General features: G+C 73.5%; 29 protein-coding genes. 18 read left to right on the top strand and 11 right to left on the bottom strand.

The annotated features are described in order from the left end of the window. Window positions 1–113: 113 nt before the first annotated feature. Complete coding sequence (gene folE, locus ACFZAX_RS02980) at window positions 114–728, top strand: GTP cyclohydrolase I FolE (RefSeq protein ID WP_390958514.1); 615 nt, start codon at window positions 114–116, stop codon at window positions 726–728. A 34-nt stretch (window positions 729–762) separates the two neighbouring features. On the opposite strand, the gene ACFZAX_RS02975 is transcribed toward folE, so the two are convergent. The 6 genes from ACFZAX_RS02975 to ACFZAX_RS02950 form a co-directional block, all read right to left on the bottom strand. Further along, window positions 763–1,245 (bottom strand): DUF3180 family protein, encoded by a 483-nt coding sequence (locus ACFZAX_RS02975; RefSeq protein ID WP_390958512.1) that lies wholly within the window; start codon window positions 1,243–1,245, stop codon window positions 763–765. A gap of 135 nt (window positions 1,246–1,380) precedes the next feature. Continuing rightward, window positions 1,381–1,992: a 2-amino-4-hydroxy-6-hydroxymethyldihydropteridine diphosphokinase gene (gene folK / locus ACFZAX_RS02970; protein WP_327177175.1), complete on the bottom strand. Its 612-nt coding sequence runs from the start codon at window positions 1,990–1,992 to the stop codon at window positions 1,381–1,383. Continuing rightward, window positions 1,989–2,348, bottom strand: a complete 360-nt coding sequence (gene folB / locus ACFZAX_RS02965) for a dihydroneopterin aldolase (RefSeq protein WP_390958510.1) — start codon at window positions 2,346–2,348, stop codon at window positions 1,989–1,991. Before folB ends, folK begins: the two co-directional genes overlap by 4 nt. A 299-nt stretch (window positions 2,349–2,647) precedes the next feature. Further along, on the bottom strand, window positions 2,648–3,154 hold the full coding sequence (locus ACFZAX_RS02960; RefSeq protein WP_390958508.1) for a nuclear transport factor 2 family protein: 507 nt from the start codon (window positions 3,152–3,154) through the stop codon (window positions 2,648–2,650). After that, window positions 3,151–4,011, bottom strand: a complete 861-nt coding sequence (gene folP / locus ACFZAX_RS02955) for a dihydropteroate synthase (RefSeq protein ID WP_390958507.1) — start codon at window positions 4,009–4,011, stop codon at window positions 3,151–3,153. Before folP ends, ACFZAX_RS02960 begins: the two co-directional genes overlap by 4 nt. Before the next feature lie 86 nt (window positions 4,012–4,097). Beyond that, complete coding sequence (locus tag ACFZAX_RS02950) at window positions 4,098–5,282, bottom strand: betaine/proline/choline family ABC transporter ATP-binding protein (RefSeq protein WP_390958506.1); 1,185 nt, start codon at window positions 5,280–5,282, stop codon at window positions 4,098–4,100. A gap of 171 nt (window positions 5,283–5,453) precedes the next feature. Here ACFZAX_RS02950 and ACFZAX_RS02945 point away from each other — a divergent pair, with 171 nt between their 5' ends. The 4 genes from ACFZAX_RS02945 (at window position 5,454) to ACFZAX_RS02930 (ending at window position 9,513) form a co-directional block, all read left to right on the top strand. Continuing rightward, window positions 5,454–6,200: an ABC transporter permease subunit gene (locus ACFZAX_RS02945; RefSeq protein ID WP_390958504.1), complete on the top strand. Its 747-nt coding sequence runs from the start codon at window positions 5,454–5,456 to the stop codon at window positions 6,198–6,200. Window positions 6,201–6,203: 3 nt separating this feature from the next. After that, the gene (locus ACFZAX_RS02940; RefSeq protein ID WP_390958502.1) at window positions 6,204–6,881 is read left to right on the top strand and encodes an ABC transporter permease subunit; all 678 of its coding nucleotides are present in this window, start codon (window positions 6,204–6,206) and stop codon (window positions 6,879–6,881) included. 77 nt (window positions 6,882–6,958) lie between these two features. Beyond that, window positions 6,959–7,939, top strand: coding sequence for a glycine betaine ABC transporter substrate-binding protein (locus ACFZAX_RS02935; RefSeq protein WP_390958499.1), 981 nt, complete (start codon window positions 6,959–6,961; stop codon window positions 7,937–7,939). Window positions 7,940–8,250: 311 nt separating this feature from the next. Continuing rightward, on the top strand, window positions 8,251–9,513 hold the full coding sequence (locus ACFZAX_RS02930; protein WP_390958497.1) for a hypothetical protein: 1,263 nt from the start codon (window positions 8,251–8,253) through the stop codon (window positions 9,511–9,513). A 30-nt stretch (window positions 9,514–9,543) separates the two neighbouring features. On the opposite strand, the gene ACFZAX_RS02925 is transcribed toward ACFZAX_RS02930, so the two are convergent. Beyond that, complete coding sequence (locus ACFZAX_RS02925) at window positions 9,544–10,686, bottom strand: NADH-quinone oxidoreductase subunit D (RefSeq protein ID WP_390958495.1); 1,143 nt, start codon at window positions 10,684–10,686, stop codon at window positions 9,544–9,546. A 22-nt stretch (window positions 10,687–10,708) separates the two neighbouring features. Continuing rightward, window positions 10,709–11,680: an SAM-dependent methyltransferase gene (locus ACFZAX_RS02920; RefSeq protein WP_390958493.1), complete on the bottom strand. Its 972-nt coding sequence runs from the start codon at window positions 11,678–11,680 to the stop codon at window positions 10,709–10,711. A 118-nt stretch (window positions 11,681–11,798) separates the two neighbouring features. Here ACFZAX_RS02920 and ACFZAX_RS02915 point away from each other — a divergent pair, with 118 nt between their 5' ends. Both ACFZAX_RS02915 and ACFZAX_RS02910 read left to right on the top strand, forming a co-directional pair. Next, window positions 11,799–12,998 carry a histidine kinase gene (locus ACFZAX_RS02915; protein WP_390958492.1) on the top strand — a complete coding sequence of 400 codons (1,200 nt, stop codon included), beginning with the start codon at window positions 11,799–11,801 and terminating at the stop codon, window positions 12,996–12,998. 38 nt (window positions 12,999–13,036) lie between these two features. After that, complete coding sequence (locus ACFZAX_RS02910) at window positions 13,037–13,711, top strand: response regulator (RefSeq protein ID WP_390958490.1); 675 nt, start codon at window positions 13,037–13,039, stop codon at window positions 13,709–13,711. A 44-nt stretch (window positions 13,712–13,755) separates the two neighbouring features. On the opposite strand, the gene ACFZAX_RS02905 is transcribed toward ACFZAX_RS02910, so the two are convergent. After that, the gene (locus ACFZAX_RS02905) at window positions 13,756–14,868 is read right to left on the bottom strand and encodes a DUF5937 family protein (protein ID WP_390959217.1); all 1,113 of its coding nucleotides are present in this window, start codon (window positions 14,866–14,868) and stop codon (window positions 13,756–13,758) included. 152 nt (window positions 14,869–15,020) lie between these two features. Between ACFZAX_RS02905 and ACFZAX_RS02900 the strand changes: the two genes are divergently transcribed. After that, window positions 15,021–15,197: a hypothetical protein gene (locus ACFZAX_RS02900; protein ID WP_390958489.1), complete on the top strand. Its 177-nt coding sequence runs from the start codon at window positions 15,021–15,023 to the stop codon at window positions 15,195–15,197. A gap of 33 nt (window positions 15,198–15,230) precedes the next feature. Here the strand turns inward: ACFZAX_RS02900 and ACFZAX_RS02895 are convergent, their stop codons facing one another. Continuing rightward, window positions 15,231–16,376 carry a beta-eliminating lyase-related protein gene (locus tag ACFZAX_RS02895; protein ID WP_390958487.1) on the bottom strand — a complete coding sequence of 382 codons (1,146 nt, stop codon included), beginning with the start codon at window positions 16,374–16,376 and terminating at the stop codon, window positions 15,231–15,233. A 204-nt stretch (window positions 16,377–16,580) separates the two neighbouring features. Here ACFZAX_RS02895 and ACFZAX_RS02890 point away from each other — a divergent pair, with 204 nt between their 5' ends. The 10 genes from ACFZAX_RS02890 (at window position 16,581) to ACFZAX_RS02845 (ending at window position 25,638) form a co-directional block, all read left to right on the top strand. Then, complete coding sequence (locus ACFZAX_RS02890) at window positions 16,581–17,558, top strand: DUF2520 domain-containing protein (RefSeq protein WP_390958485.1); 978 nt, start codon at window positions 16,581–16,583, stop codon at window positions 17,556–17,558. After that, window positions 17,555–18,622, top strand: a complete 1,068-nt coding sequence (panC, locus tag ACFZAX_RS02885) for a pantoate--beta-alanine ligase (RefSeq protein WP_390958483.1) — start codon at window positions 17,555–17,557, stop codon at window positions 18,620–18,622. The genes ACFZAX_RS02890 and panC overlap by 4 nt, the downstream gene beginning before the upstream one ends. After that, on the top strand, window positions 18,619–20,295 hold the full coding sequence (locus ACFZAX_RS02880) for an L-aspartate oxidase (protein ID WP_390958481.1): 1,677 nt from the start codon (window positions 18,619–18,621) through the stop codon (window positions 20,293–20,295). Before panC ends, ACFZAX_RS02880 begins: the two co-directional genes overlap by 4 nt. Window positions 20,296–20,392: 97 nt before the next feature. Next, window positions 20,393–21,436 (top strand): carboxylating nicotinate-nucleotide diphosphorylase, encoded by a 1,044-nt coding sequence (gene nadC / locus ACFZAX_RS02875; RefSeq protein WP_390958479.1) that lies wholly within the window; start codon window positions 20,393–20,395, stop codon window positions 21,434–21,436. Beyond that, window positions 21,436–22,233 (top strand): type III pantothenate kinase, encoded by a 798-nt coding sequence (locus tag ACFZAX_RS02870; protein ID WP_390958477.1) that lies wholly within the window; start codon window positions 21,436–21,438, stop codon window positions 22,231–22,233. The genes nadC and ACFZAX_RS02870 overlap by 1 nt, the downstream gene beginning before the upstream one ends. A gap of 170 nt (window positions 22,234–22,403) precedes the next feature. Further along, the gene (locus tag ACFZAX_RS02865; RefSeq protein WP_390959215.1) at window positions 22,404–22,985 is read left to right on the top strand and encodes a hypothetical protein; all 582 of its coding nucleotides are present in this window, start codon (window positions 22,404–22,406) and stop codon (window positions 22,983–22,985) included. Between the two features lie 260 nt (window positions 22,986–23,245). Beyond that, window positions 23,246–23,425, top strand: a complete 180-nt coding sequence (locus ACFZAX_RS02860) for a hypothetical protein (RefSeq protein WP_390958475.1) — start codon at window positions 23,246–23,248, stop codon at window positions 23,423–23,425. Between the two features lie 569 nt (window positions 23,426–23,994). Next, the gene (locus ACFZAX_RS02855; RefSeq protein ID WP_390958473.1) at window positions 23,995–24,561 is read left to right on the top strand and encodes a BlaI/MecI/CopY family transcriptional regulator; all 567 of its coding nucleotides are present in this window, start codon (window positions 23,995–23,997) and stop codon (window positions 24,559–24,561) included. 9 nt (window positions 24,562–24,570) lie between these two features. Next, window positions 24,571–25,140 carry an amino-acid N-acetyltransferase gene (locus ACFZAX_RS02850; RefSeq protein ID WP_390958471.1) on the top strand — a complete coding sequence of 190 codons (570 nt, stop codon included), beginning with the start codon at window positions 24,571–24,573 and terminating at the stop codon, window positions 25,138–25,140. Window positions 25,141–25,296: 156 nt separating this feature from the next. Further along, window positions 25,297–25,638, top strand: a complete 342-nt coding sequence (locus tag ACFZAX_RS02845) for a histone-like nucleoid-structuring protein Lsr2 (RefSeq protein ID WP_390958469.1) — start codon at window positions 25,297–25,299, stop codon at window positions 25,636–25,638. Here ACFZAX_RS02845 and ACFZAX_RS02840 read toward each other — a convergent pair. Further along, window positions 25,617–26,300, bottom strand: coding sequence for an SCO3374 family protein (locus tag ACFZAX_RS02840; RefSeq protein ID WP_390958467.1), 684 nt, complete (start codon window positions 26,298–26,300; stop codon window positions 25,617–25,619). The genes ACFZAX_RS02845 and ACFZAX_RS02840 overlap by 22 nt on opposite strands. Window positions 26,301–26,353 lie beyond the last annotated feature (53 nt).

Below are 26,353 nucleotides of genomic sequence, written 5' to 3'. Positions count from 1 at the left end.
CCCGCCCGTACCGGAATGGATGCCGCGCCCCCCAGGTTTTAGCCTGGGGGGCGCGGCTTTCCGTTGGGCCGTGCAGGCACCGCGCAGCCGGCGCGCAGAGGAACGAGGCACAGATGACCGACCCGGTGACGCTGGACGGCGCTCACGCGAACAGCCCGTACGGCGAGTTCGACGAGAAGCGGGCCGAGGCCGCCGTACGGGAGCTGCTGATCGCGGTCGGCGAGGACCCGGACCGCGAGGGACTCCGGGAGACCCCGGCGCGCGTCGCGCGGGCGTACCGGGAGATCTTCGCGGGGCTCTTCCAGGAGGCCGAGGACGTCCTGACGACCACGTTCGACCTGGGGCACGACGAGATGGTCCTGGTGAAGGACATCGAGGTCTTCTCCACCTGCGAGCACCACCTCGTGCCGTTCCGGGGGGTCGCGCACGTGGGGTACATCCCGGCGACCTCGGGGAAGATCACCGGGCTCTCCAAGCTGGCCCGGCTGGTGGACGTCTACGCCCGCAGGCCGCAGGTCCAGGAGCGGCTCACCACGCAGATCGCCGAGTCCCTGATGGAGATCCTGGAGCCGCGCGGCGTCATCGTCGTCATCGAGTGCGAGCACATGTGCATGTCGATGCGCGGGATTCGCAAACCCGGGGCGAAGACGATCACCTCGGCGGTACGCGGACAGCTCCGCGACCCGGCGACGCGGGCCGAGGCGATGAGCCTCATCATGGCGCGCTGACGCGTACGGCACTTCGCTCGGCGCGGCCGGGCCTTCAGGCCGCGGCCACGCTCTTGTCGTCGTCGTGGTCCTCGGGGAGCTTGCAGACGCGCTCCAGGAAGAGGGCCGCGGCGATGACGGCGAACGACGCCACCACGGCGGCGCCCGCGTAGATCGCCTGGTCGCGGCGGGGCGGCAGGTCCAGATAGCTCAGCAGGAACACGCCGGTGCCGCCGTACACCCCGGCGACCAGCGCGGCCACCAGGGCGCTGGCCTGGCCGAAAACGAGGGCCCGGGCCGCCATCAGCGGCTCGACGCCCTTGGCTCCGGGGCGGCGTTCGCGCTGGGCGCGCAGCCGGGACCTGAGCGAGAGGGCCGTCGCCAGCAGGACCGCGGCGATGGCCGCGAGCACGATCGGGGCGGCCAGCGGGACGCTCGGCAGGGTGCCGAGGGCGTTCCAGAGGCGCGCACCGGCCCAGGACAGCACGCCCGCGCCGGCGAAGAGCCCGGCCAGCACTCGGAGCCGTAGTTGCCTCACCGATCAAGCCGCCCTTCGCTGCCCGCGGTCCGTCCGCGATCCACCCGCGAGGTGTCCGCGGGGTCCGTCCGTACATGTCTGCCCAGGGCTGTCCGTGGTCCGGGTGGACCGGGGACAGCCCTCAGAGCCTAACGACTACTCGGGCAAGCGGAGTTCCAGGTCGGCCCGGGGCAGCACGCCGTCCCGTCCGATTCCGGCCAGCAGCTCGGCGACCGGGCCGGCGCCCGGCAGCTGCGCCTCGGGGTCCACGTCGTGCCAGGGCGCGAGGACGAAGGCCCGCTCGCCGGCCCGGGGGTGCGGCAGTGTGAGGTGCGGGTCGTCGGAGACCACGTCGGCGTACGCCACGATGTCGACGTCGATGGTGCGGGGACCCCAGCGCTCCTCGCGGACGCGGTCGAAGGCCTCCTCGATGGCGTGGCCGCGCTCCAGCAGCGAGGACGGCGGCAGCGTCGTCTTCACCACGACCACCGCGTTGAAGTACGACGGCTGGGAGCCGGGCTCGACCCCCCAGGGCTCCGTCTCGTACACCGGGGAGACCGCTTTGACCCGGACGCCGGGGGTGTCCTCCAGGGCGTCGATAGCGCCCTGGAGGGTCTCCAGGCGGTTGCCCAGGTTGGAGCCGAGCGAGATCACGGCCCGCTTCGGGTTGGAGAGAGTGATGTCGGCGTCGTCCACCTGCTGGACGACCGAGGCCGGCACCGGCTGGACAGTGGGATCGCTCTGCCCGCGGGCGGAAAATGCTGTCATGCTCGGCTCCGGGTGATGGTGATGGTCACGTCGTCGAAGGGGACCGTGATCGGGGCGTCCGGCTTGTGGACCACCACCTCGACCTCGTGGACTCCCTCGTGCTTGAGGCACTGCTGGGCGATGCGTTCGGCGAGGGTCTCGATCAGGTCGACCGGCTCGCCCTCGACGATGGCGACGACCTCTTCCGCGACGATGCCGTAGTGCACGGTCCGCGAGAGATCGTCGGCGGCCGCGGCGGCCCGGGTGTCCAGGCTCAGGGCCAGGTCCACGATGAAGACCTGGCCTTCTTCGCGTTCCCGGGGGAAGACGCCATGGTGTCCACGGGCCTTGAGGCCGCGCAGCGCGACACGATCCACGCGAATCACTCCTGCTGTTGTTGGTCCACGAGGCGCGGAAACCTTCCTTTCGGAGGGTGCCGGGACCGCGCGCCCCGGCATACCGGCACCGCGCCCCGGCGAAGACGCCTTCTGCCGAATCTACCCGCGAGCACCGACAGAGCGGGGCGTCGGGTAGGTGGGGCAGGTCCGGCGCCCGCCCCTGGTGGGGTGCGCACCGTTGCCGGGGGCGTTGGTGTCCGCGTATACCCGCTGTTCCCGGGGCTCAATCCCCCGCGCCGGGAGTGCCCACAGTGGCGTGAGCGCCGGGTGCGGCCGGTTCAGGCCGGGGACTCCCGCTCCGGCTCCTCGTCGGACTCGGTCAGGACCGGCGACCCGTGGTGCGACCAGAGCTTCCAGCCGTCCGGGGTGCGCCGGAACACGTTGGTCGCGACGACGAGCTGCCCGACCAGCGGGCCGACCGTGTCGTCGCCCTCGGCGGGGCCGCCGCTGAGGATGTTCTCCGTGCAGTTGACCAGGGCGGTGTCCCCGGTCATGGCGACGTCCACGTCGGTCAGGATGAACTGGATGTACTCGGTGTTCGCCATGATGAGCGCGTAGCTGCGCAGGACGTCGCCGCGGCCCCGGAGCGCCGGCCAGCCGGGGTGGACGCAGGAGACCGTGAGGTCCTCGCCGGGCAGCCAGAGGCCGGCGAGGTGTTCATAGTCGCCGCTCTCCATCGCCTCGTAGAAGTCGGTGTTCGCCTGTTCCACGGCGGCGACGTCGGTGGCCGCGTCGGGGATGCCGGGGGTGTCGTCCCCGCCGGAGTCCGCGGGGGGCGTGGTCACGCGGCTCCTTCGAGGGCACGGCACACGCGTACGGCGTCGGCGCTGGCCCGGACCTCGTGGACCCGGACCGCCCAGGCGCCGGCCAGGGCGGAGACCGTGGAGATCGCGGCGGTCGCCGCGTCGCGCTCCCGGGCCGGGGGCGGGGTGCCGTCCGGACCGGCGAGGGTCCGCCCGAGGAACCGCTTCCGGGACGCGGCCACCAGCAGCGGGCGGCCCAGCGCGCGCAGCGCGTCCAGGTGCGCGACGAGCGCCAGGTCCTGGGCGGTGTCCTTGGCGAAGCCGAGGCCCGGGTCGATCACGATGCGCTCGGGGGCGACCCCGCCCGCGACCACCGCGTCCACGCGCTCGCGCAGCTCGGCGACGACCTCGCCCACCACGTCCGTGTACACCGCGCGGGCGTTCATGGACTCGCTGAACCCGCGCCAGTGCATCACCACGAACGGTGCCCCGGTCCCGGCGACCACCCGGACCATGTCCGGGTCGGCCAGACCGCCGCTGACGTCGTTGACCAGTACCCCGCCGGCCGCGACCGCCTGCTCGGCGACGCGGGCCCGCATGGTGTCCACGGAGACGACGGCGCCCTCGGCGACCAGCCCGCGTACGACGGGCACCACCCTGCGCAGCTCCTCGTCCTCGTCGACCCGGCTCGCCCCGGGCCGCGTCGACTCGCCGCCGACGTCGATCAGGTCCGCGCCGTCGGCCATCAGGGCCAGTCCGCGCTTGATCGCGGCCGTGGTGTCGAACCACCGGCCTCCGTCGGAGAAGGAGTCGGGGGTCACGTTGACGACACCCATGACCGCACAGCGGTCCCACTCCGGCAGGCCCTCGACCGTGCCCCGTCCGCGCAAGCTACTCATGCGTCCAGCGTAGAGCGTGGCGGTGCCGGGGCGCGTACGGCTGCCGGCCCCGCCCCTGCGCCGTCAGTCGGCCCGCCCGCGCCCCGTCACTCGGCCCGCCCGGCCGTTTCCTTCGGCGGTACGGCCTCCGTCCCGGCCCGGTCCGCCGCGTCGGCACCGATCGAGCGGCGCAGGGCGGCGTGCAGCCGGTCGGGGGTGAGGGTGCCGAGATAGCGGCCGGACTCCTCGTCGTCCACGACGGCGATCCACCCCGCGTCGTGCCGGAGCATCGTGGCGAGGGCGCTGCGGAGCGGGGCGCCGAGCGGGAGGCGGGCGTCCAGGGGGCGCAGTCCGTCGCGGACGGTGGCGTCCTTACCGGCGGACGACGGTCCGGTCCCGGCGGGCAGCCAGCCCACCGGGCGGTCCTGGTCGTCCAGCACCACCGCCCACCGGGCGCCGTCCCCGGCGATCCGTGCGGTGGCGTCCCGGAGCGGTTCGCCGGGGCGGGCGACCGGGGACCGGTCGAGATCCGCCTCCGCCACGGGGGTGACCGAGAGCCGCTTCAGGCCGCGGTCGGCGCCGACGAAGTCCGCGACGTACGGGGTCGCGGGGGCGCCGAGCACCCGGGCGGGGGAGTCGAACTGCTCGATGCGGCCCTGTCCGTAGACGGCGATCCGGTCGCCGAGACGTACCGCCTCCTCGATGTCGTGGGTGACGAAGAGGATGGTCTTGCGGACCCGTTCCTGGAGTCCCAGGAACTCGTTCTGCAGGTGTTCGCGGACCACCGGGTCGACCGCGCCGAACGGCTCGTCCATCAGCAGGACCGGCGGATCGGCGGCCAACGCCCTTGCCACGCCGACGCGTTGGCGCTGTCCGCCGGAGAGCTGGTCGGGGTAGCGGTCGCCGTGCACGGACGGGTCGAGGCCGACCAGGTCCAGGAGTTCGGCGGCACGCTCGCGGGCCCTGGCGCGTTTCCACCCGAGGAGATGGGGAACGGTGGCGGTGTTCTCCAGGACCGTCCTGTGCGGGAAGAGGCCCACTTGCTGGATCACATAGCCGATACGACGCCGGAGCTCGACGGGGTCGACGGCGGATATGTCCTCGCCGTCGAGGAGCACGCGCCCCTCGGTCGGCTCGATCAGCCGGTTCACCATCTTCATGGTGGTCGTCTTGCCGCATCCTGACGGGCCGACGAGCGTGACGAGTTCACCCTCGGCCACCTCGAAGGAGAGCGAGTCCACGGCCGTCGTGCCGTCGGCGTACCGCTTGGTGACGTTCTCGAACCGGATCATGATTCCCCCTTGTGGCGCGCCCTTTGTGACGGGCGTGTTGCTGGAACGGGACGGCCTCCGTGCGGGTCCGTGGACGAGGATAGGCTCGCCGCCGTGCCCGCCGCCGGAAGGCCCGGGAAGGGCCCGTACCCCGGAATCGGGCCGGCACGGGGGATGGGGAGGTGGGGGCGGATGGCTGCGGCGGACTGCCTGCTGACGAACGACTGGATCTGCGGCGAGTACCTGCGCTCCCGCAGCCAGGAGCTCACGGACGCGACCGTCCAGCACGTCTGGATCACCGCCGTGTCGGTGGCGATCGGCCTGGTCGTCGCGTTCCCGCTGGCCCTGCTCGCCCGCCGGGGGCGGCACTTCGCCGGACCGGTCCTCGGACTGACCACGGTGATCTACACCGTGCCGTCGCTGGCGATGTTCTCGCTGCTCCTGCCCGTGTTCGGGCTGTCCGCCGCGCTGGTGGTCACCGGACTGGTGCTGTACTCGCTGACCATCCTCGTACGGAACATCCTGGCCGGGCTCGAAGCGGTGCCCGAAGACGTCAAGGAGGCCGCCCGTGGCATGGGGTACGGGCCGGTACGGCTGCTCTGGGAGGTCGAAATCCCCCTTGCGCTCCCCGCGCTGATGGCCGGTCTGCGGATCGCCTCGGTCTCCACCGTGGCACTCACCACGGTCGGCTCGCTCGTCGGCAAGGGCGGACTCGGCAACCTCATCCGGGACGCCCTGCCCAGCCTCTTCAAGGCCCAGGTGCTGGCCGCCTCGGTGCTCTGCGTGCTGCTCGCCGTCGCGGCGGACCTGCTGCTGCTCGGGGTGCAGAGGTGGCTGACCCCGTGGACCCGGGCAAGGGCGGGCGCGCCCGCGACGGCCACGACTCGCGCGACGAAGAAGGCGCCGGCGGCGAACGCCGCGACGAAGGAGGTGGGCTGAGCCGTGGGAGTGGTCGCGGACGCCTGGACCTGGCTGGTCACGGGCTCCAACTGGTCCGGCCCCGACGGGGCCGCGCACCGCCTCGCCGAGCATCTCTACGTCAGCGGGCTCGCCCTCCTGGTGGCCTGCGCGATCGCGCTGCCGCTCGGGCTCCGGCTCGGCCACCTCGGCCGGGGCGGCGCGCTCGCCATCAACATCTCCAACGTGGGCCGGGCGGTGCCGGTCTTCGCGGTGCTCGCCCTCTTCATGCTCACGCCGCTGCGCAACTCCGGCTATCTCCCGACCGTGATCGCCCTGGTGCTGTTCGCGGTGCCACCGCTGCTCACCAACACGTACGTCGGTATGACCGGGGTGGACCGCGCGGTGGTGGAGGCCGCCCGGGGCATGGGGATGTCCGGGACGCAGGTCTTCCTCCGGGTGGAACTGCCGCTCGCCCAGCCCATGATCATGTCCGGGCTGCGGTCCGCCGCCGTGCAGGTGGTGGCCACCGCCTCGATCGCCGCGATGGCCGGGCTCGGCGGGCTCGGACGCGTCATCACCGCCGGGTTCAACCGCTACGACACCGCCCAGGTGTTCGCGGGGGCGGTCCTGGTCGCCCTGCTGGCCCTGGCCGTGGAGGGCGTACTGCTGGCGCTCGACCGGCTGCTGTCGCCGCTGCGGCGGCGGGGGCGCCGGGCGTGAACGCTGTCACTCCGAAACCCTCACGCGACAACGTCGACAGACTCAAGATTCTCAACATCCCTGGACGGAGAAGGAACATGAGCAGAACCTCGCGCATAGCGGGTGCGGTCATCGGGACGATCGCGCTGGCCGGGTCGCTCGCTGCCTGCGGGGGCGACAGCCTGGAGAAGGACGGCGGCAAGGACGCCGCCTCCTCCGCCCCGGCGGAGGCGGGGAAGGGCACGCTCGTCATCGGTTCGGCGGCCTTCACGGAGTCCAGGGTGCTCGCCGAGCTCTACTCCCAGATCCTCGCCGACGGAGGCTGGAAGACCTCCATCACGACGGTGGAGAACCGGGAGCTGTACGAACCCTCCCTGGAGAAGGGCGAGATCGACGTCATCCCCGAATACGCGGCGACCCTGGCGGAATTCCTCAACGCCAAGGTGAACGGCGCGAAGGAGGCGGAGAAGACCCCGGTCGCCTCCGGTGACGTGGCGGCCACCGTCGCCGCGCTGGAGAAGCTGGCGACCCCGCTCGGCCTGAAGGTCCTTCCGGCCGGAGAGGCGGTCGACCAGAATGCTTTCGCGGTGACCAAGGAATTCGCCGCGAAGAACAAGCTGACGACCCTTTCGGATCTTGGTAAGTCGAAGATCGAAGTGAAGATCGCGGCCGGCGACGAGTGCGCGGTGCGGCCCTTCTGCGCCCCGGGGCTGAAGGCCACCTACGGCATTGACGTGGCCGGTATCGACCCCAAGGGCGTCGGTACTCCGCAGTCCAAGCAGGCGGTGAAGGACGGGGTGGACCAACTGGTGCTCAGCACCACCACGGATGCCGTCCTGGACGCGTACGACCTGGTCTTCCTGGAGGACGACAAGCACCTCCAGAACGCCGACAACCTCCTCCCCGTGGTGAACGCCAAGGACGCCGGGTCGCCGGAGGTCGCCGGACTGCTGGCCAAGGTCACCGGGGTTCTGACCACGGAGGACCTCGCGGAACTCAACCGCAAGGTCGACGCGGAGCGCGCCAAGCCGGCGGATGTCGCCAAGGAGTATCTGACTTCGAAGAAGCTGATCGGCTGACGGCCCGTCCCCCGGAATCGGGCTCGCGGTGTCGGGCTCGCGGGTATCGGGCTCGCGGGTATCGGACGGACCGGGTGACGCGGACCGGTTTACGCGGGCCGGTACCGGCGGCCGGTTTCCGGCGGTGGTTTCCGGCGGTGGTATCCGGGGCGACCGCCCGGCGGCCGGAGATTTTCCGACGGGATCTCCGGCCGCCGGAAAGCGGGAGCAATGAGGCGCCCGGCGTTGTTCGACGCGGTGTCAGGTAACCGCAGGAGAACAAAGAGCCGGGCGGGCTCCCGTACGCCCATCGCACGCGGTAAATTCCAGCCATGCCCCGTGGACGCCATCGCCATTCGCCACCCCTGCACAAGTTGCTGCCGCCCTCCGCGGTGGCCGGAGTGTCGGTCGCACTGGCCGCGGGTGCGTGGGCGCCCCTGGACACGCTCCCGCTGAGGCTGCTGGCGACGGCCGCCGCCGCCACCGGTCTCGTCGGCGCCTGCCTGATGCGTACCTGGGACCGGGCCGCCGGACTCCGTGTCGCGGAGCTCCAGCGCGCCCAGGCCGGGGCCGAATGGCGGGCCGAGGAGCGGGCGGCGGAGCTGGAACAGGAGCTGGAGGAGGCGCGCGAACTGCGCACCCGGCTGGAGACCAAACTGCGCTCCAAGCGGATGGAGCTCGCGGGACTGCGCGGGGAGCACGCCGGGCTGCTGCGCCGGTACGCCACCGCCGAGACCGAGCGGGCCAGCGCGCTGGAGGGCCGCAGGCAGCTGGCCATCGAGGCGGCAGCCACCCCGATCGCACTGCCGCCCGCCCGGTCCACGCCGACCCCGTCCGCGTACCTCGCCGCCGCCCGTGCCCTGCGCGACCTGCCCCGCAACGCCGCGCTCCAGGAGGCCCGCCGGACCGCCGAGCCGGCCCGGCAGCAGGATCTCGCCGAGCGCGCCCGGGAGTCCGCCGCGGAGGCGGCCGGGCCGAGGGGCCGTCACGCGGCGGCCGGGGAGTACGGCGACCGTACGGCCGGTGGGTACGGCGACCGGGCGGCCGGCGGCCATGCCGCCTACGGCGGCCACCCCACCGACCACCGGGCCAACGGCACCAGCGGCAACGGCGCGCACCCGGCGGACCTCGCGCCCCCGGCCCCGCGCGCACCACGACAGCCAGGCCTCCGGCAGCAGCCCGGTGAGCAGGCCGCGTTGCCCGCGCCCCGGCCGGCCGGGGCGGCCCCGGTACCGGCCCGTACGGTCCCCGCGGCCTCGGCTCTCGTACCGCACTCCGCGCCGCGCCGGGCGCAGGTGCCGCAGGGCGGGTTCGACTTCTTCGGCACCCAGCCCGGGGACGCGGGCGGAGCGGCCGGGACGGATACGGCGGCCGGTACGGGTACGGCGCCCGGGCCGCGGCAGGCGGCCCGGCCCGTGCAGGCGGCCCGGCCCGTGCAGGAGGAGGACCTCGCGGACGTGGTCGGGGAGGAGGCGCTGGCCGTGCACCGCGGCCACGCCGGTGACCCGCGCGCCGTGGGCAAGGTCATCGACCTCGCGCAGCCGGACGCCCGGGACCGCTCCGGCCCCTCCGGCCTGCGGGGCGCGGCTTCCTGACGAGGACGGTCCCCGGGGCCTGTCCGGGGGCTACTTGTCGATGTCGCCGACGACGAAGAAGAGCGAGCCGAGGATCGCGACCATGTCGGCGACCAGCGTGCCCGGCAGCAGCTCCGTCAGCGCCTGGATGTTGTTGAACGAGGCGGAGCGGAGCTTCAGCCGGTACGGCGTCTTCTCGCCCTTGGAGACGAGGTAGTAGCCGTTGATGCCGAGCGGGTTCTCGGTCCAGGCGTAGGTGTGGCCCTCGGGGGCCTTGAGCACCTTGGGCAGCCGCTGGTTGATCGGCCCGGGCGCCAGCGCGTCCATCCGGTCCAGGCAGGCGTCCGCGAGGTCCAGCGCGTTGACCGTCTGCTCCAGCAGGCACTCGAAGCGGGCCAGGCAGTCGCCCTCGGTCCGGGTGACGACCTTCAGTACGTCCGCCAGCTGCCCGTACGCGAGGTACGGGTCGTCGCGGCGCAGGTCGAAGTCGACGCCCGAGGCGCGGGCGATCGGCCCGGACACCCCGTACGCGTGCACCGCCCCGGCGGTCAGCACCCCGACGTCGCGGGTGCGGCCCCGGAAGATCTCGTTGCCGAGCACCAGGTCCTCGTACACGTCCATCCGCGAGCGTACGGAGGCCACCGCGTCCCGGGCCCGGCCGAGCCAGCCCGCCGGGAGGTCCTCCTTGAGGCCGCCGACCCGGTTGAACATGTAGTGCATCCGGCCGCCGGAGACCTCCTCCATCACGGCCTGGAGCTCCTCGCGCTCCCGGAACGCGTAGAACATCGGCGTGATGCCGCCGAGTTCGAGGGGGTACGAGCCGAGGAACATCAGGTGGTTGAGGACGCGGTTCAGCTCCGCCAGCAGGGTCCGCGTCCAGACGGCCCGTTCGGGGACCTCCATGCCGAGCATCCGCTCGACGGCCATCACGACACCGAGTTCGTTGGAGAACGCCGACAGCCAGTCGTGGCGGTTGGCGAGCATCACGATCTGCCGGTAGTCGCGGGCCTCGAAGAGCTTCTCGGCGCCCCGGTGCATGTAGCCGATGACCGGCTCGGCGCTCAGGATGCGCTCGCCGTCCAGGACCAGCCGCAGCCGGAGCACACCGTGCGTGGAGGGGTGCTGCGGGCCGATGTTGAGCACCATGTCGGTGCTCTCCGCCGCGCCACCGATGCCGACCGTCGTCTCCGTCATGCGGCCCAGTATTCCTTGCCGGTCACTCCACCCGCTGCACCAGCCAGCCGAAGTCGCCGAGCCCGCCGCGGGCGGTGAGTTCGGCCGCCTCGCCCGCCGCCGCGAGCGCCCGGACGTACCCGGCGGGGTCGGTGGAGGCCAGCGCCAGCGGCGGCCGGCCGCCGGAGACGCCGAGGCGGCCCAGGGCGGTGCGCTGGTCGAGGAGTTCGGGCGCCGGGCCGCCGGAGGGCGCCCCGGCGGCGGCGCAGGCGTCGAGGGCGACATGGGCGGTGAGGTCGCAGGAGCCGTCCGGGACCGGATCCACCTCGCGGCCGGCCCGGAACCCGGTCAGGGTGCCGAACGGCGGCCGGGCACCACGTACGTGCGCGTAGTCCACGGCCACCGCGCGCCCCGCCGCCAGCGAGCCGACCGCCTCGGCCCACGCCAGGTCGCGCGGCAGCCCGATCTCGGCCCGGTCGCCGGGACCGGCCGGAGTCCACCAGCGCTCCAGCCACCGCGCGTCCGCGCCGGACACCGGGCCGCCCAGCCGCTCCGCGCCGTCAAAGGCCCGGACCAGGACGTACCGGGCGGTGCCGTCCGCGTCCACCTCCACGACGTCGAGCGGCACGTTGTCCAGCCACTCGTTGGCGAAGAGCAGTCCGGTGACGCCCTGCGGCAACCGCGCGCACCACTCGATCCGGTGATCCAGGCCCGGCGGACGGTCCGCGAGCTCCACGGCGTACGCGGTGATCCGCAGCCCCGCCGGAGCGGCGGCCAGCACCCCGGCGGCCAGCTCCCCGCGCCCCGCGCCCACGTCCACCAGGCCGACGGTGTCCGTACCCAGCCCGGCGGCGGTCTCCGCGAGCAGCCGGGCCACCGCCGAGGCGAACAGCGGGGAGGCGTGGACCGAGGTACGGAAGTGCCCGGCCGGGCCCTCCGGCCTCCGGTAGAACCCGCCGTCGCCGTACAGCGCGGCCCGCGCCGCCGCACCCCATCCGAGCCATTCTTCCGTCACGGGGCAAGTCTCCGGCATCGCTCTCCCGCTCCTCTCCACCTTGGGGAGTACGGGCCGCCGTACCGGATCGGCCCTCCGGTTGACCCCGGGTACCCGCGCCCTTCCCTACGCTGGCAAGGTGCAGCGCCTCTACGACTTCCTCCGCAGACACCCGACGGGCGTCGACTGCTTCTGGGCGGTCGTCCTGCTCGGGCTCTCCGGGGTGGCCTACGTGGCCGGGCCCCCGGCAGGGCTGCGGGAGCGGGTCTGCTCGGTGCCGGTCATCCTGGGGCTCTGCGCCGTGGTGGCGCTGCGCCGCCGGATGCCCGAGCGGATGCTGCTGCTCGCCCTCGGGATCGGGATCGCCCAGGTGGCGCTCGGCGTCGAGACGGGCATCGCCGACTTCGCGCTGCTGGTGATCATTTACACCGTCGCCGCGTCCGGGAAGCGCTGGGCGTCCCGGCTGGCGCTCGCCTGCGGCCTGGGCGCCGCCGGGATCTCGCAGGCGCGCTGGCCGGAGCAGCAGGGCGGCTGGGTCCAGCAGGTCTTCGTGGTGGTCGTGCTGACCGTGCCGTTCGTGCTCGCCTGGGTGCTCGGCGACTCGCTGCGGACCCGGCGGGCGTACTTCCGGGCACTGGAGGAGCGGGCCGCCCGGCTGGAGCGCGAGCGCGAGGCCCAGTCCAAGGTCGCCGTCGCCGCCGAGCGCGCCAGGATCGCCCGCGAGCTCCACGACGTCGTCGCCCACAACGTCTCCGTGATGGTGGTCCAGGCCGACGGCGCCGCCTATGTCATGGACGCGGCGCCCGACCAGGCCCGCCAGGCCCTGGAGACCATCTCCACCACCGGCCGCCAGGCCCTCGCCGAGATGCGCCGGCTGCTCGGGGTGCTGCGCACCGGAGACACCGAGACGAGCGGCGAGTACGTCCCCCAGCCCGACGTCGAGCAGATCGACGAACTCGTCGAACAGGTCCGCAAGGCCGGCCTCGCCGTCGACTTCACCGTCGAGGGCACCCCGCGCCCCCTGCCCAGCGGCGTCGAGCTGACCGCGTACCGCATCGTGCAGGAGGCGCTCACCAACACCCGCAAGCACGGCGGCCCCGGCGCCGGGGCCAGCGTGCGGCTGGTCTACTTCGACGACGGCCTCGGGCTGCTCGTCGAGGACGACGGACGCGGCGCCCCGCACGAGCTGTACGAGGACGGCGGAGCGGACGGCGCCGGCCACGGCATGATCGGCATGCGGGAACGCGTCGGCATGGTCGGCGGCACCCTCGACGCGGGTCCGCGCCCCGGCGGCGGCTTCCGGATCAGCGCGCTGCTCCCGCTGAAGCCGGGCCCGTGACCCCCACTCCACACCCCACGAGACAGGACCCCCGACCCATGGCAGTCATCCGCGTGATGCTCGTCGACGACCAGGCGCTGCTGCGCACCGGCTTCCGCATGGTGCTCGCGGCCCAGCCGGACATGGAGGTGGTCGCCGAGGCGGGCGACGGCGCCGAGGCGATCGAGGTGCTCCGCGCCACCGCCGTGGACGTCGTCCTCATGGACGTCCGCATGCCGAGGCTGGACGGGGTGGAGGCCACCCGCCGCATCTGCGCGCAGGAGAATCCGCCGAAGGTGCTGATCCTGACCACCTTCGACCTGGACGAGTACGCCTTCACCGGGCTCAAGGCCGGGGCCAGCGGCTTCATGCTCAAGGACGTGCCGCCCGGGGAGCTGCTGAACGCGATCCGCTCGGTGCACAGCGGGGACGCCGTCGTCGCGCCGTCCACCACCCGGCGGCTCCTCGACCGGTTCTCCCCGATGCTGCCGAGCGCCACCGCCGGCCCCGGCGAGAAGCGCGTGGAGCGGCTCACCGAGCGGGAGCGCGAGGTGATGCTGCTGGTCGCCCAGGGGCTGTCGAACGGCGAGATCGCGGGCCGGCTGGTGCTCTCGGAGGCCACGGTGAAGACGCACGTCGGCCGCATCCTCACCAAGCTCGGGCTGCGCGACCGGGTCCAGGTCGTCGTCATGGCCTACGAGTCGGGGCTGGTCCGCGCGGGCGGCGCGCGCTGACCCGGCTCCTCAGGGTTGTCCCGCCAGGAATATCGGGACAACCCTTACCGCAGCACGCCCTCCAGGAAGTCGCTGCCGAGCCGGGCGACGACCGTCAGGTCCAGCTGGTGCAGTACGTACCGGCCGCGCCGCCGCGTGGTGACCAGGCCCGCCTTCTTCAGCACCGACAAGTGCCGGGAGACCTCGGGGGAGGTGATGCCGTGCGCGTCGGCCAGCTCGCCGGTGGTGTGGGGGGCGCGGGCCAGATTCCGGCAGAGCCGCAGCCGCTGCGGGTGGGCCAGCGCCTCCAGTCGCAGCCGGACGAGCTCCACCGAGGCGGGCGAGGGCAGCTCGGGCCGGTGCACCGGGTAGAGGATCACCGGCCGCCACGCCGGGGCGTGCCCGATCATCAGGTGCGGCCAGCCGAAACCGGTGGGGACGAAGGTGATGCCGGGCTCGACCCCGGGGCCGGTCGCGGTGGTCCGGGCCGCGTTCAGCTTGTCGACCACGATCCGGTCGCCTTCCTCGCTCAGCGAGAGCGCCGCCGAGACCGCCCCGACCGCCTCGCCGAGCCCCTTGCGGCGGAGCAGCTCCGTCTTGTGGCGGGCGTCGGCCACCAGCGGGATGCGCGCCCGGTTCCAGGTGTCGGCGAAGAACGCCTCCTCGCAGTCCTCGAAGAGCCGCCGGAGCCAGGCGCGTACCGAGCCCGGGTCGGCCAGCAGCCGTTCGGTGAAGTCGGTCTGCCGCGGGCCGCGCGCGGCGGCCATGTCCCGCGCCCGCTCGGCCGCCGCCGCGTTCGTCAGCGGGGACGCGATGCCCGTGCCGTAGAAGGTGCAGGAGGTGAACTCCAGCGCGGCGGAGACGAACTGCTCCTCGCTCAGCCGGTCCAGGGTGTCCATGTCCTCGGCGAGGGTCGCGCCGGCCCGGCCGCTGCCGCCCGGGAGACCGGCGAACGGCACGAAGATGTCGGAGAAGGTGTTCCGCCAGAGGAACTCCGCCTCGTGCAGCCGGTCCGCGAGGTCCGGCGGGAGCGCGGCGGCGGTCGCGGTGACCCAGCCGTGCAGTCCGGGGTGGTGCCCCGGCTCCGAGAGCGCGTGCAGCGCCATCCCCAGCTCGGCCAAGGGGGAGGTCTCGAAAAGGATGCGGTCGGCGGGCAGCCCGGCGATGTCGATGGTCACGCTCACCGGACCATGGTGCGGGGTGCCGGCCCGGTCGTGCACTTCGCTTGACGGGAGACGTCAATCGGCGCGGCGCGCCCGGCCGTGCGTTCCGCTTGACGGGAGACGTCAATCGGCGCGCACGGCCGGGCGGGGCCGCGCAGGCTGAAGCCATGGACGCGATACAGCAGCAGATGTACGACACCTGGCGCGCGAGCCGGCGCGGCGAACGCCCGCCGCCCCCGCCCGGCAGCCACGACCGGGAGGTCCTGCGCGACCTCCGCCGCCGGTACCGCGCCCACCGCGAGGCGGAAGCCCGCAGGCGGGCCGGGGCCTGGCGGGGGTGGTGACGGCGGCGGCCCCGCCGGCCGCCCCGGACCGGCTCAGCCCAGGCGGGCGACGAACGCGCGCACCGCTTCCTGTACGTCCCCGGCCGTCCACTCCAGCCCCGGCGCGTTCACGGTGACCTCGGTGTACGCGACCCCGGGCGGCAGTTGGGAGCCCGCGGACCAGCGGCGGAAGAGGGTCGTGCCGGTCTCCTCGGCCTGGCGCACCGACGCCTCGTCCAGCACTTCGGTGGAGTACGGCAGCCAGAGGTGGAACTGGTGGGTGTGCGGGGGCTCGGGGCGCAGCCGGAACCACGGCACCGCCGACTCCGCGAACGCCTCCGTCAGCGCGGCGGCGACCACCTTGGCATGGGCCACGTACGCGGGCAGCCGGGGCAGCTCGTTCTCCAGGCCGATGAGGGCGGCGAGCGCGGCCGGGTACTGCTGGAAGAGCTGGCCGCCGTAGCGGTGCCGCCAGGTGCGGGCCTCCTCGACCAGCGTCCGGGGGCCGGCCAGGGCCGCTCCGGACATGCCGCCGAGCGACTTGTAGAAGGAGACGTAGACGCTGTCGGCGAGACCCGCGATCTCCGGCAGACCGCGCCCGAAGTGCGGGGTGCACTCCCAGAGCCGGGCGCCGTCCAGGTGCACCACGGCGTCCCGCTCCCGGGCCGCCGCCACGACCTCGGTCAGCTCCTCCCAGGCCGGCAGGGTGAAACCGGCGTCCCGCAGCGGCAGCTCCAGCATCAGGGTGCCGAACGGCTCCGCGAAGTCGGCGACCTCCTCGGCGGTGGGCAGCCGGGGCGCGGTCGTCGGGTACACCGTCCGCAGCCCGCTCACCGCGCCGAGCGCCCCCCTCTCGTGGACCTCGGGGTGGGCGAGCGGGTGCAGGGCGACGGTGGCGTTGCCAGTTCGCGCCGCCCAGCACCGCAGCGCGACCTGCTGGGCCATCGTGCCGGTCGGGAAGAACGCCGCCGCCTCCATGCCCAGCAGCCCGGCCACCCGCTTCTCGACCTCGGCGACGACCCCGTCGCCGTAGATGTCGGCCGGTTCGTCCGTGTCGTACACCGATCCGGCGCCCGCCGCGAGGGCGGCTAGCTGGTCGCCGAGCGTGCCGTCGGAGGAGGTGCGCGCCAGGACGCGGTGCGAGGCTTTCCAGGCGGTCAGCCGGCGCTGCCGCATCTTCTCTTGGTCCGTTGCTGCCATGCGACGATCATCGCCCCGCCGGTCCGGGCGGCCCACCCGGGGGTTTCGCGGGCCGTCGGGGGACACCCGGCACCAGGGCCGGGATGGGGCCCGGGAAGTTACCCACAGGCTGTGGACAGAGCGGAGCCGGTGCGGGGCGCTGGCGTAGCATGCAGAGGAATCGTCCGGTACCCCCCGCGGACTGGAACGGAAGGCCATAGCCGCGTGAACACGACATCTCCGAGAGATCCTCTCGACGCCAGGGACCGCCCCGCCCGCCTCACCGTGGGCGTCGTCGGAGCGGGCCGCGTCGGCCCCGCCCTCGCCGCCTCACTGCAACTCGCCGGGCACCGCCCGGTCGCCGTCTCCGGTGTCTCCGACGCCTCCCGCCGCCGGGCCACCGCCCTGCTGCCGGACGTGCCGCTGGTGACGCCCGCCGAGGTCCTCGCCCGCGCCGACCTGGTGCTGCTCACCGTCCCCGACGACACCCTGCCCGGCCTGGTCCAGGGGCTCGCCGACACCGGCGCCGTCCGGCCCGGCCAGCTCCTGGTCCACACCTCGGGGCGGTACGGCACCCGGGTGCTGGACCCCGCGCTGCGCGCCGGGGCCCTGCCGCTCGCCCTCCACCCCGCGATGACGTTCACCGGCACGCCCGTGGACGTCCAGCGCCTGGCCGGCTGCTCCTTCGGGATCACCGCGCCCGAGGAGCTGCGGCTCGCCGCCGAGGCCCTCGTCATCGAGATGGGCGGCGAGCCCGAGTGGATCGAGGAGGAGGCCCGCCCGCTCTACCACGCGGCCCTCGCCCTCGGCGCGAACCACCTGGTCACCCTGGTCGCCGAGGCGATGGAGCTGCTGGCCAAGGCGGGGGTCTCGGCCCCCGACCGGATGCTCGGTCCGCTGCTCGGCGCCGCGCTCGACAACGCCCTGCGCTCCGGCGACGCGGCCCTCACCGGCCCGGTGGCGCGCGGCGACGCGGGGACGGTCGCCGCGCACGTCGGCGAGTTGCGCGCGCACGCCCCGCAGATGGTCGCGGGGTACCTCGCGATGGCCCGCGCCACCGCCGACCGGGCCCTCGCGCACGGTCTGCTCAAGCCGGAGTCCGCCGAGGACCTGCTCGGTGTCCTCGCGGACGGCACGCGCGGCACCGGCCGCCCGGCCGGCTCCGCACCCACCGACGACGAAGACCCGGGGGAGCCCCGATGACCGCCACACCCACCCGGGCGGGCACCGCCGTCCTGCTGCACACCGCCGGGGCACTGGAGGCGCTGGAGCGCCCGGCGGGCGCGCGCCGCGTGGTCGTCATGACGATGGGCGCACTGCACGACGGCCACGGCACCCTGATCCGGGCCGCCCGCGAGGCGGCGGGAGCGGGCGGCCAGGTCGTCGTCACCGTCTTCGTGAACCCGCTCCAGTTCGGCGAGGCCGCCGACCTGGAGCGCTACCCGCGCACCCTGGACGCCGACCTCGCGGTGGCCTCGGCGGCCGGCGCTGACGTGGTCTTCGCCCCTTCGGCCGAGGAGGTGTACCCGGGCGGCGACCCGCAGGTCCGGATCACCGCCGGGCCGATGGGCGAGCGCCTCGAAGGCGCCTCGCGCCCCGGGCACTTCGACGGGATGCTCACCGTCGTCGCCAAGCTCCTCCACCTGACCCGCCCGGACGAGGCGCTCTTCGGGCAGAAGGACGCCCAGCAGCTCGCGCTGGTCCGCCGGATGGTCCGCGACCTCAACTTCGGCATCGGGATCACCGCCGTACCCACCGTCCGGGACGCCGACGGCCTCGCGCTCTCCAGCCGCAACCGGTTCCTGTCGCCGGCCGAGCGGCGTACCGCCCTCGCCCTGTCGGCCGCCCTCTTCGCCGCCCGCGACCGGCTCGCCGCCCAGCAGGCGCTGCGCGAGCGCGCCCTGGCCACCGGCGGCCCGGCACGGGAGGGAAACAGCTCCGGTCCGGAGGGCACCGGCACCGACCGGGTCGCCGGGCTCAACGCGCTCGGCGAGTCCCGCCTCGCCGCCGACGCCCAGGCCGTGGCGCTCGCGCCGCACGGCAGCACGGCCGAGGCCGTCCGGGCCGCCGCGCGCGCCGTCCTGGAGGACGCCGCCCGGGCCGCCGAGCCACTGGTACTCGACTACCTCGCCCTGGTGGACCCGGCCGACTTCACCGAGGTCCCCGACGACCGGGACGGCGGCGAAGCCGTCCTCGCCGTCGCCGCCCGGGTCGGAGCCACCCGTCTGATCGACAACATCCCCCTCGACCTGGGAGCCCCCTCGTGACCGGAATACGGCTGACCGCCCCCGAACCCGGCTGGACCATCGACGCCGACGTGGTGGTCATCGGCTCCGGCGTGGCCGGGCTCACCACCGCCCTGCGCTGCGTCGCCGCCGGACTCGACACCGTCGTCGTCACCAAGGCCCGCCTGGACGACGGCTCCACCCGCTGGGCCCAGGGCGGCATCGCCGCCGCGCTCGGCGAGGGCGACACCCCCGAGCAGCACCTCGACGACACCCTGGTCGCCGGCGTGGGCCTCTGCGACGAACCGGCCGTCCGCACCCTGGTCACCGAGGGCCCCGGCGCGGTGCGCCGGCTCATCGACACCGGCGCGTTCTTCGACACCGACGAGAGCGGCGACATCGCCCTCACCCGCGAGGGCGGCCACCACCGGAACCGGATCGTGCACGCGGGCGGCGACGCCACCGGTGCCGAGGTCTCCCGCGCCCTGGTGGAGGCGGTACGCACCCGCGCCCTGCACACCATCGAGAACGCCCTGGTCCTGGACCTGCTCACCGATGCCGACGGCCGTACGGCCGGGGTCAGCCTGCACGTCATGGGCGAGGGCCAGCACGACGGGGTCGGCGCGGTCCGCGCCCCCTCCGTGGTGCTCGCCACCGGCGGTATGGGCCAGGTCTTCTCCGCCACCACCAACCCGCCGGTCTCCACCGGCGACGGCGTGGCGCTCGCCCTGCGGGCCGGAGCGGAGATCTCGGACCTGGAGTTCGTCCAGTTCCACCCCACCGTCCTCTTCCTGGGCGCCGACTCCGAGGGCCAGCAGCCGCTGGTCTCGGAAGCGGTACGCGGCGAGGGCGCGTACCTCGTCGACGACGCCGGTACGCGCTTCATGACCGGGCGGCACGAGCTGGCGGAGCTCGCCCCCCGCGACATCGTCGCCAAGGCCATCACCCGCCAGATGCGGCTGCGCGGCACCCAGCACATGTACCTCGACGCCCGGCACTTCGGCGCCGAGATGTGGGAGCGCCGCTTCCCCACGATCCTGGCCGCCTGCCGCGAACACGGCATCGACCCGGTCACCGAGCCGATCCCGGTCGCGCCCGCCGCGCACTACGCCTCCGGCGGCGTCCGTACCGACCTGCACGGACGCACCACCGTGCCCGGCCTGTACGCCTGCGGGGAGACCGCCTGCACCGGCGTGCACGGCGCCAACCGCCTCGCCTCCAACTCCCTCCTGGAGGGGCTCGTCTTCGCCGAGCGCATCGCCGCCGACATCGCCGAGCGCCGCCCCGCCCGCACCGAGGCGGTCCACCCCGGGGCCGGTCCGCGCGCCGCGCTGCTCGACCCCGGGACCCGTACGACGATCCAGCGGATCATGACCCGAGGCGCCGGGGTGCTCCGCTCCGCCGAGAGCCTCGCCGCCGCCGCCCGGGAGCTGGAGGCGCTGCACGACGGCGCCGCGGGCGCCGGCGCGCCCGACGGGAAGGCCGCCGTTCCGGGCGTCGAGGCGTGGGAGACCACCAACCTCCTGCTGGTCGCCCGGGTCCTGGTCGCCGCCGCCTCCGCGCGCGCGGAGACCCGGGGCTGCCACTGGCGCGAGGACCACCCCGACCGCGACGACGAGAACTGGCGCGCCCACCTCGTCGTACGCGTCGGCGTGGACCGGACGCTCGCCGTGCGCCGTACGGAGGGCGCCGACTTCGACCCCGTACGCCCGTAACCGACCGCGATCCACAGCACCACCGCCCCCGCACCACCGCCCCCGCACCACCGCCCCACCGCACCGCACCGCCCGAAGCCCCCGAGGAGCCGCGACCGTGAGCACGCCCGAAGAGAACCGCCCGACACCGGTGGACGTTCCGCTGATCCACATCGGGGCCCCCGCACCGTCCGCGGGCGGCTGCGGCGACGACTGCGGCTGCGCCTCCGACGAGTACGACCCCGACGCCCTGGAGTGCGGCCTCGACCCCGCGCTCGCCGAACTGCTGGCCGAGGCCGGACTCGACCCCGTCCAGGTGGAGGACGTCGCGCACGTCGCCATCGAGGAGGACCTGGACGGCGGGGTGGACGTCACCACCGTCGCGACCGTCCCGGAGGACGCCGTCGCCACCGGTGACTTCACCGCCCGCGAGGACGGCGTCGTCGCCGGTCTGCGCGTCGCCGAGGCCGTGCTCTCCATCGTCTGCACCGACGACTTCGAGGTCGAACGCCACGTCGAGGACGGGGAGCGCGTCACCGCGGGCCAGAAGCTGCTGACGGTCACCACCCGCACCCGCGACCTGCTCACCGGCGAGCGCGGCGCGCTCAACCTGCTCTGCCGCCTCTCCGGCATCGCCACCGCCACCCGCCGGTGGGCGGACGTCCTGGAGGGCTCGAAGGCCCAGGTCCGCGACACCCGCAAGACCACCCCGGGGCTGCGCGCGCTGGAGAAGTACGCGGTCCGCTGCGGCGGCGGCGTCAACCACCGGATGTCGCTCTCCGACGCGGCTCTGGTCAAGGACAACCACGTGATCGCGGCCGGCGGCGTCGCCGAGGCGTTCAAGCGGGTCCGCGAGGAGTTCCCGGAGCTGGCCATCGAGGTGGAGGTCGACACCCTCCAGCAGGTCCGGGAGGTGCTGGAGGCCGGTGCCGACCTGATCCTGCTGGACAACTTCACCCCGGGCGAGACCGAGGAGGCCGTCGCGCTCGTCGCCGGACGCGCCGTGCTGGAGTCCTCCGGCCGGCTCACCCTGGACACCGCCCGCGCCTACGCCGACGCGGGCGTCGACTACCTCGCGGTCGGCGCGCTCACCCACTCCTCGCCCATCCTCGACATCGGCCTGGACTTCCGCGAGGCCGCCACCGGTGAGGCCCACGCCTGATGCTGCTCACCATCGACGTCGGCAACACCCACACCGTCCTCGGGCTCTTCGACGGCGAGGAGATCGTCGAGCACTGGCGGATCTCCACCGACTCCCGGCGCACCGCCGACGAGCTGGCCGTGCTCCTCCAGGGGCTGATGGGCATGCACCCGCTGCTCGGCGTCGAGCTGGGCGACGGCATCGAGGGCATCGCGATCTGCTCCACGGTCCCCTCCGTCCTGCACGAGCTGCGCGAGGTGACCCGCCGCTACTACGGCGACGTGCCCGCCGTCCTCGTGGAACCCGGCATCAAGACCGGCGTACCGATCCTCATGGACAACCCCAAGGAGGTCGGCGCCGACCGCATCATCAACGCGGTCGCCGCGGTCGAGCTGTACGGGGGCCCGGCGATCGTCGTCGACTTCGGCACCGCCACCACCTTCGACGCGGTCTCCGCGCGCGGCGAGTACACCGGCGGTGTCATCGCCCCGGGCATCGAGATCTCGGTCGAGGCGCTCGGCGTGAAGGGCGCCCAGCTCCGCAAGATCGAGCTGGCCCGCCCGCGCAGCGTCATCGGCAAGAACACCGTCGAGGCCATGCAGGCGGGCATCGTCTACGGCTTCGCGGGCCAGGTCGACGGCGTGGTCGCCCGGATGAAGCGCGAGCTCGCGGACGACCCGGACGACGTGACCGTCATCGCGACGGGTGGCCTTGCGCCAATGGTGTTGGGCGAGGCCTCCGTCATCGACGAGCACGAGCCCTGGCTGACCCTCATCGGGCTCCGCCTGGTCTACGAGCGCAACGTCGCGCGGATGTAGCCGGGCGGCGTCGTCGCAGGCGAGCACCCCGGCGCACCTGCGACGACGTCGCCCGGAGACGGCGCGGCGGCACCGGTACGCGCCGCGCCACAGGTGACCAGTTAAGAGGATTTTGTCCCTTTAGCACGTACTGTCGCGCCATGCCCACGCCCTACGGTTCACGAGGCGGCATGGCGTTCGGTGCGGACGAGCTGCGGGTACTCCGACGCGCTCTCGCCGTTGCCCTCCACCCCATGCCCTTGCCCGACGAGGATGTCCAGGACTGCCTGCGGCTCGCGGGAGCGGTGGACGATGCGGTCGGCGAGGCGGGCCGGCTCCGCGCGTTCCTGCTCGCCGACCTCGCCCGCTACCGCGCCGCCCTCCCCGGCTCCGTCACCGGCTACCTGGAGCTCCTCCAGGACGCCCTGGCCGCCGGTTACGACCCCAGGGCGGACGACCTGGCCGCCCTGCGGGCGCTGCGCGGCAGACCGGTCGCGGCGCTGCTCCTGGAGCGCTGCCAGGTGCTCGCCGAACGCTCGGTGCGGGCCCGGCTGGCGGGCCGCGGCGCCGCCCTCACCGCGCCGGGCCCCCGTAGCCGGCTGCTCGCCCTGCCGGGCGGCCGGGCGGCGGCCGAACCCCAGCGCCCCGCGGGCCCGGCCGCGCCGTCCCGGCCGCCCGCGCCGGGCGACCGCCCGATGCCCAAGCCGTCCGAGGTCTTCCCGCCGCGCCGCCGCCCGGTGCCGCCGCCGGAGGAGCAGCGCGCCGCCGGCTGACCGCCCGGCGCGTTCCCGTACGCAACGGGCTGTCCGGCAATCCCCGGTGGGTGCGCGACGGCAGCTGCGGCACCTCGCCGTGTTGTCGGAGCGTCCGCGTACATCCAGCGCGCGGACGCCCCCGCGCCGTGGGACGCACCGCGTCCGACGCCGTGCACCGATCCACCGCGGATCACGGGACAGCCCTCACGGCGGTCCGGCCCCGACCCACCGGGAGGGGCACTGCGGGCCGCCGTACCGCGCTCGCTACTCTGGACGGCATGGACTACGTGAAGGCGCTCATTCCGCCTGTCGTGATGGCCGCATTCTTCATCCGCCTCGTGATGACGATGGTGAAAAGCCAGGGTGGGCCGAACAAGGCCAAGGAGGACGCGGCCGTGGACGCCGCCCTCGCCCGCGCCGAGGCCGCACGCCAGACCCCGGCCGCCGAAAGCGCCTGAGCGGCGCATTTCCCGGGCACCCCGGTCGGTTTCGTCGGCCGGTTACACCCACGGGGTTTCGCAGGCCGGATTCCGCCCGCCGGTTTCGCCTCGCTCCCGGGGGCTCCGGTGGAACCGGCGCGTGCACCCGGGGGCGTATGCGGCGGCCGTATACGAGGCCGGTGAGCGGTGCCGCCCACGGTGTTCGTATGCGGTGTTCGTGAGTGGCCGCGCCCGGGACGGTATCCGGCGCCCCGCCCGGTGCCGACCGTGATTCGTCCCGCGTTCCGGCGTTTGCGGGCCCGTTTTCCCCGGTGCGGGTATCCCCGGGGCCGCGGGTATACCCGCGGCGCGAGTCATGCGTGTCTTCCCCGGACACAACCGACCGCGCGGACGGTTATCGGTCCCGTTGACCGGCGCGCGGGACGTAATTCGCGCCCCCCGTGTCACGTACACAACCCGGCGCACTCCAAGAGCGCACGACGCGCATCGAGTCGTGCGCCTTTTCTGTCCCCTCCGGGGTTCTCCGGGTTCGGGCCTCCCAGGAAAAATAACTACGCATTTCGGACATCTCGCATTAAGGTGGCCGTGTGCCCCGTCAATTGGGAGAGCTGGAAGACGCCGTGATGACGCGCGTCTGGCAATGGAACCGTCCCGTCACCGTGCGAGAAGTCCTGGAAGACCTTCAGCGCGAACGCTCGATCGCTTACACGACCGTCATGACGGTTATGGACAACCTTCACCAGAAGGGGTGGGTCCGCAGGGAAGTCGACGGCCGGGCTTATCGGTATACGGCCGTCTCCACGCGCGCCGCCTACTCGGCCGCACTGATGAACGACGCCTGGTCGCGGAGCGACAACCCCGCCGCCGCCCTCGTCGCCTTCTTCGGAATGATGTCCGCCGAGCAGCGGGAGGCCCTCAGGGACGCCGTGCGGATCGTTTCTCCTGGCGCGGCCGGCGCGGCGGAGCAACCGGCGCCGCCTGTGGGCCCGGCGGGCGGTACGGGCGGCGGCCCGTCCCGGGAACCGGCCGACGGCCCGGCGGAAGTCCCCGTCGGCCCCGGCTCCGAACTCCCCGCCGAAGTCTCCACCGGATCCACCCCTGAAGTCCCCGCCGAAGACCCGGTCGACGGCACGGCCGAGGACGGTGGGCGATAGCGTCGGGACATGTCTGCAGACCTGACGCAAAACGAGCCGGAAACCGAAGGTGAAACCGACTCGGCGGTCGAAAAGCCCGCCATCACCGTTCGCCGTGCCAGGACCAGCGATGTGGGCGCGGTGCGCCGGCTGCTCGACGGCTACGTGACCGACGGCATCCTCCTGGACAAAGCGACGGTCACCCTTTACGAGGACATCCAGGAGTTCTGGGTCGCGGAACGCGACCAGGACGCCCGGGTGGTCGGATGCGGCGCCCTCCACGTGATGTGGGAAGACCTCGCCGAAGTACGAACTCTCGCCGTCGATCACCGGGTCAAGGGCACCGGAGTGGGGCACCAGGTTCTCGACAAGCTGTTGCAGACCGCGCGCTGGCTCGGGGTCCGCCGGGTTTTCTGCCTGACCTTCGAAGTCGACTTCTTCGCCAAGCACGGGTTCGTGGAGATCGGCGAGACGCCGGTCGACACGGATGTCTACAGTGAGCTGCTGCGTTCCTATGACGAGGGTGTCGCCGAGTTCCTGGGTCTCGAACGAGTGAAGCCGAACACCTTGGGCAACAGCCGGATGCTTCTGCACCTGTGATCGGTAGAAGTGTGCCGATCCCGAAGGCGATCCCTATGTCCGATACGCGCCCGTTTCCCGTGTTCCCCGGGTCCTGAACCTCTCCCTGGGGTTTGTGTTTTCCCGGGAAAAGCGGTTTCCTTTCCGCGTACTCCATTTTCGATGAAAGGATATCTCGTGGCGCAGAAGGTTCAGGTCCTTCTTGTTGACGACCTCGACGGCGGCGAGGCGAACGAGACCGTCACGTTCGCGCTGGACGGCAAGACCTACGAGATCGACCTCACCACGGCCAACGCGGACAAGCTCCGTGGCCTTCTCGACCCGTACACCAAGAGCGGACGCCGCACCGGTGGCCGTGCCGCCACGGGCCGCAAGGGCCGTGCGCTCGGTGTCGGCACGGGCGGCAACAAGGACACTGCCGAGATCCGGAAGTGGGCCCGCGAGAACGGCCACAACGTGAACGACCGCGGCCGCGTTCCCGCCGAAATCCGCGAGGCCTACGAGCAGGCCAACGGCTGACCCGAAGGCCTGGCGGCCGGCGGACCGGACCGGGAACGCCTCAAACGGACCCGGTGGCATTCCGTCGCCGCCATATCCACCAGCCGTACGAGATCGGGAGTATCCCCACCCCTGCTCCCGAGATCCGCGAGGGCCGGAAGGAAAAGGTCCGCGCCCCGCGGCGGCTCGGGGGGCCGCAGCCAGGACGCGGCTCCCGGCGGAGGGGGCCACGGTGCCCCGTGCGGTGCCGGTGCGGTGATCCCGCCACCGGCTCCGATGCCCACGAGATCGAGCGCGATGCCGCCCCACTCCAGCCAGTCGAGCAGCCCGGGCAGTTCCTCCGCGCTCCCGGCCGCCACGAACAGCAGCATCCGCCCCTGCGCCACCGCCACGGGGCCGGTGCGCCCGAACCTGCGCAGCACCGCGCGACCCGCGGCGGCGGGCAGCTCCAGTACGTCGAACCGCACCCCGGTCGGCAGCTTCAGCGGCCGGCCCCGGTCGGTCGCCCAGCCGAGCACCTCCTCGTACCACCGCTCCATGGCCGCGGCCGTGTGCTCCGTGTGCTCCGTGCGGTCGTCCTTCCGGCGCGTTCCCGCGTCCGGGTCCGACCGGCGACCCGACGGGACCAGTGCCGACGTGTCGGCCCGCTGCGGGGCACGAGGGGGCGGGACGATGGGGCTCATGTGCGATGAACCGCCGGACCGCCTTCCGGGTTACGCGGGGACTTCCGCCGCCG

The sequence above is a fragment of the Streptomyces sp. NPDC008125 genome, from assembly GCF_042957125.1.
In the GTDB taxonomy this organism is placed as follows: domain Bacteria; phylum Actinomycetota; class Actinomycetes; order Streptomycetales; family Streptomycetaceae; genus Streptomyces.
This window is presented reverse-complemented; position numbering and strand designations above follow the sequence as displayed.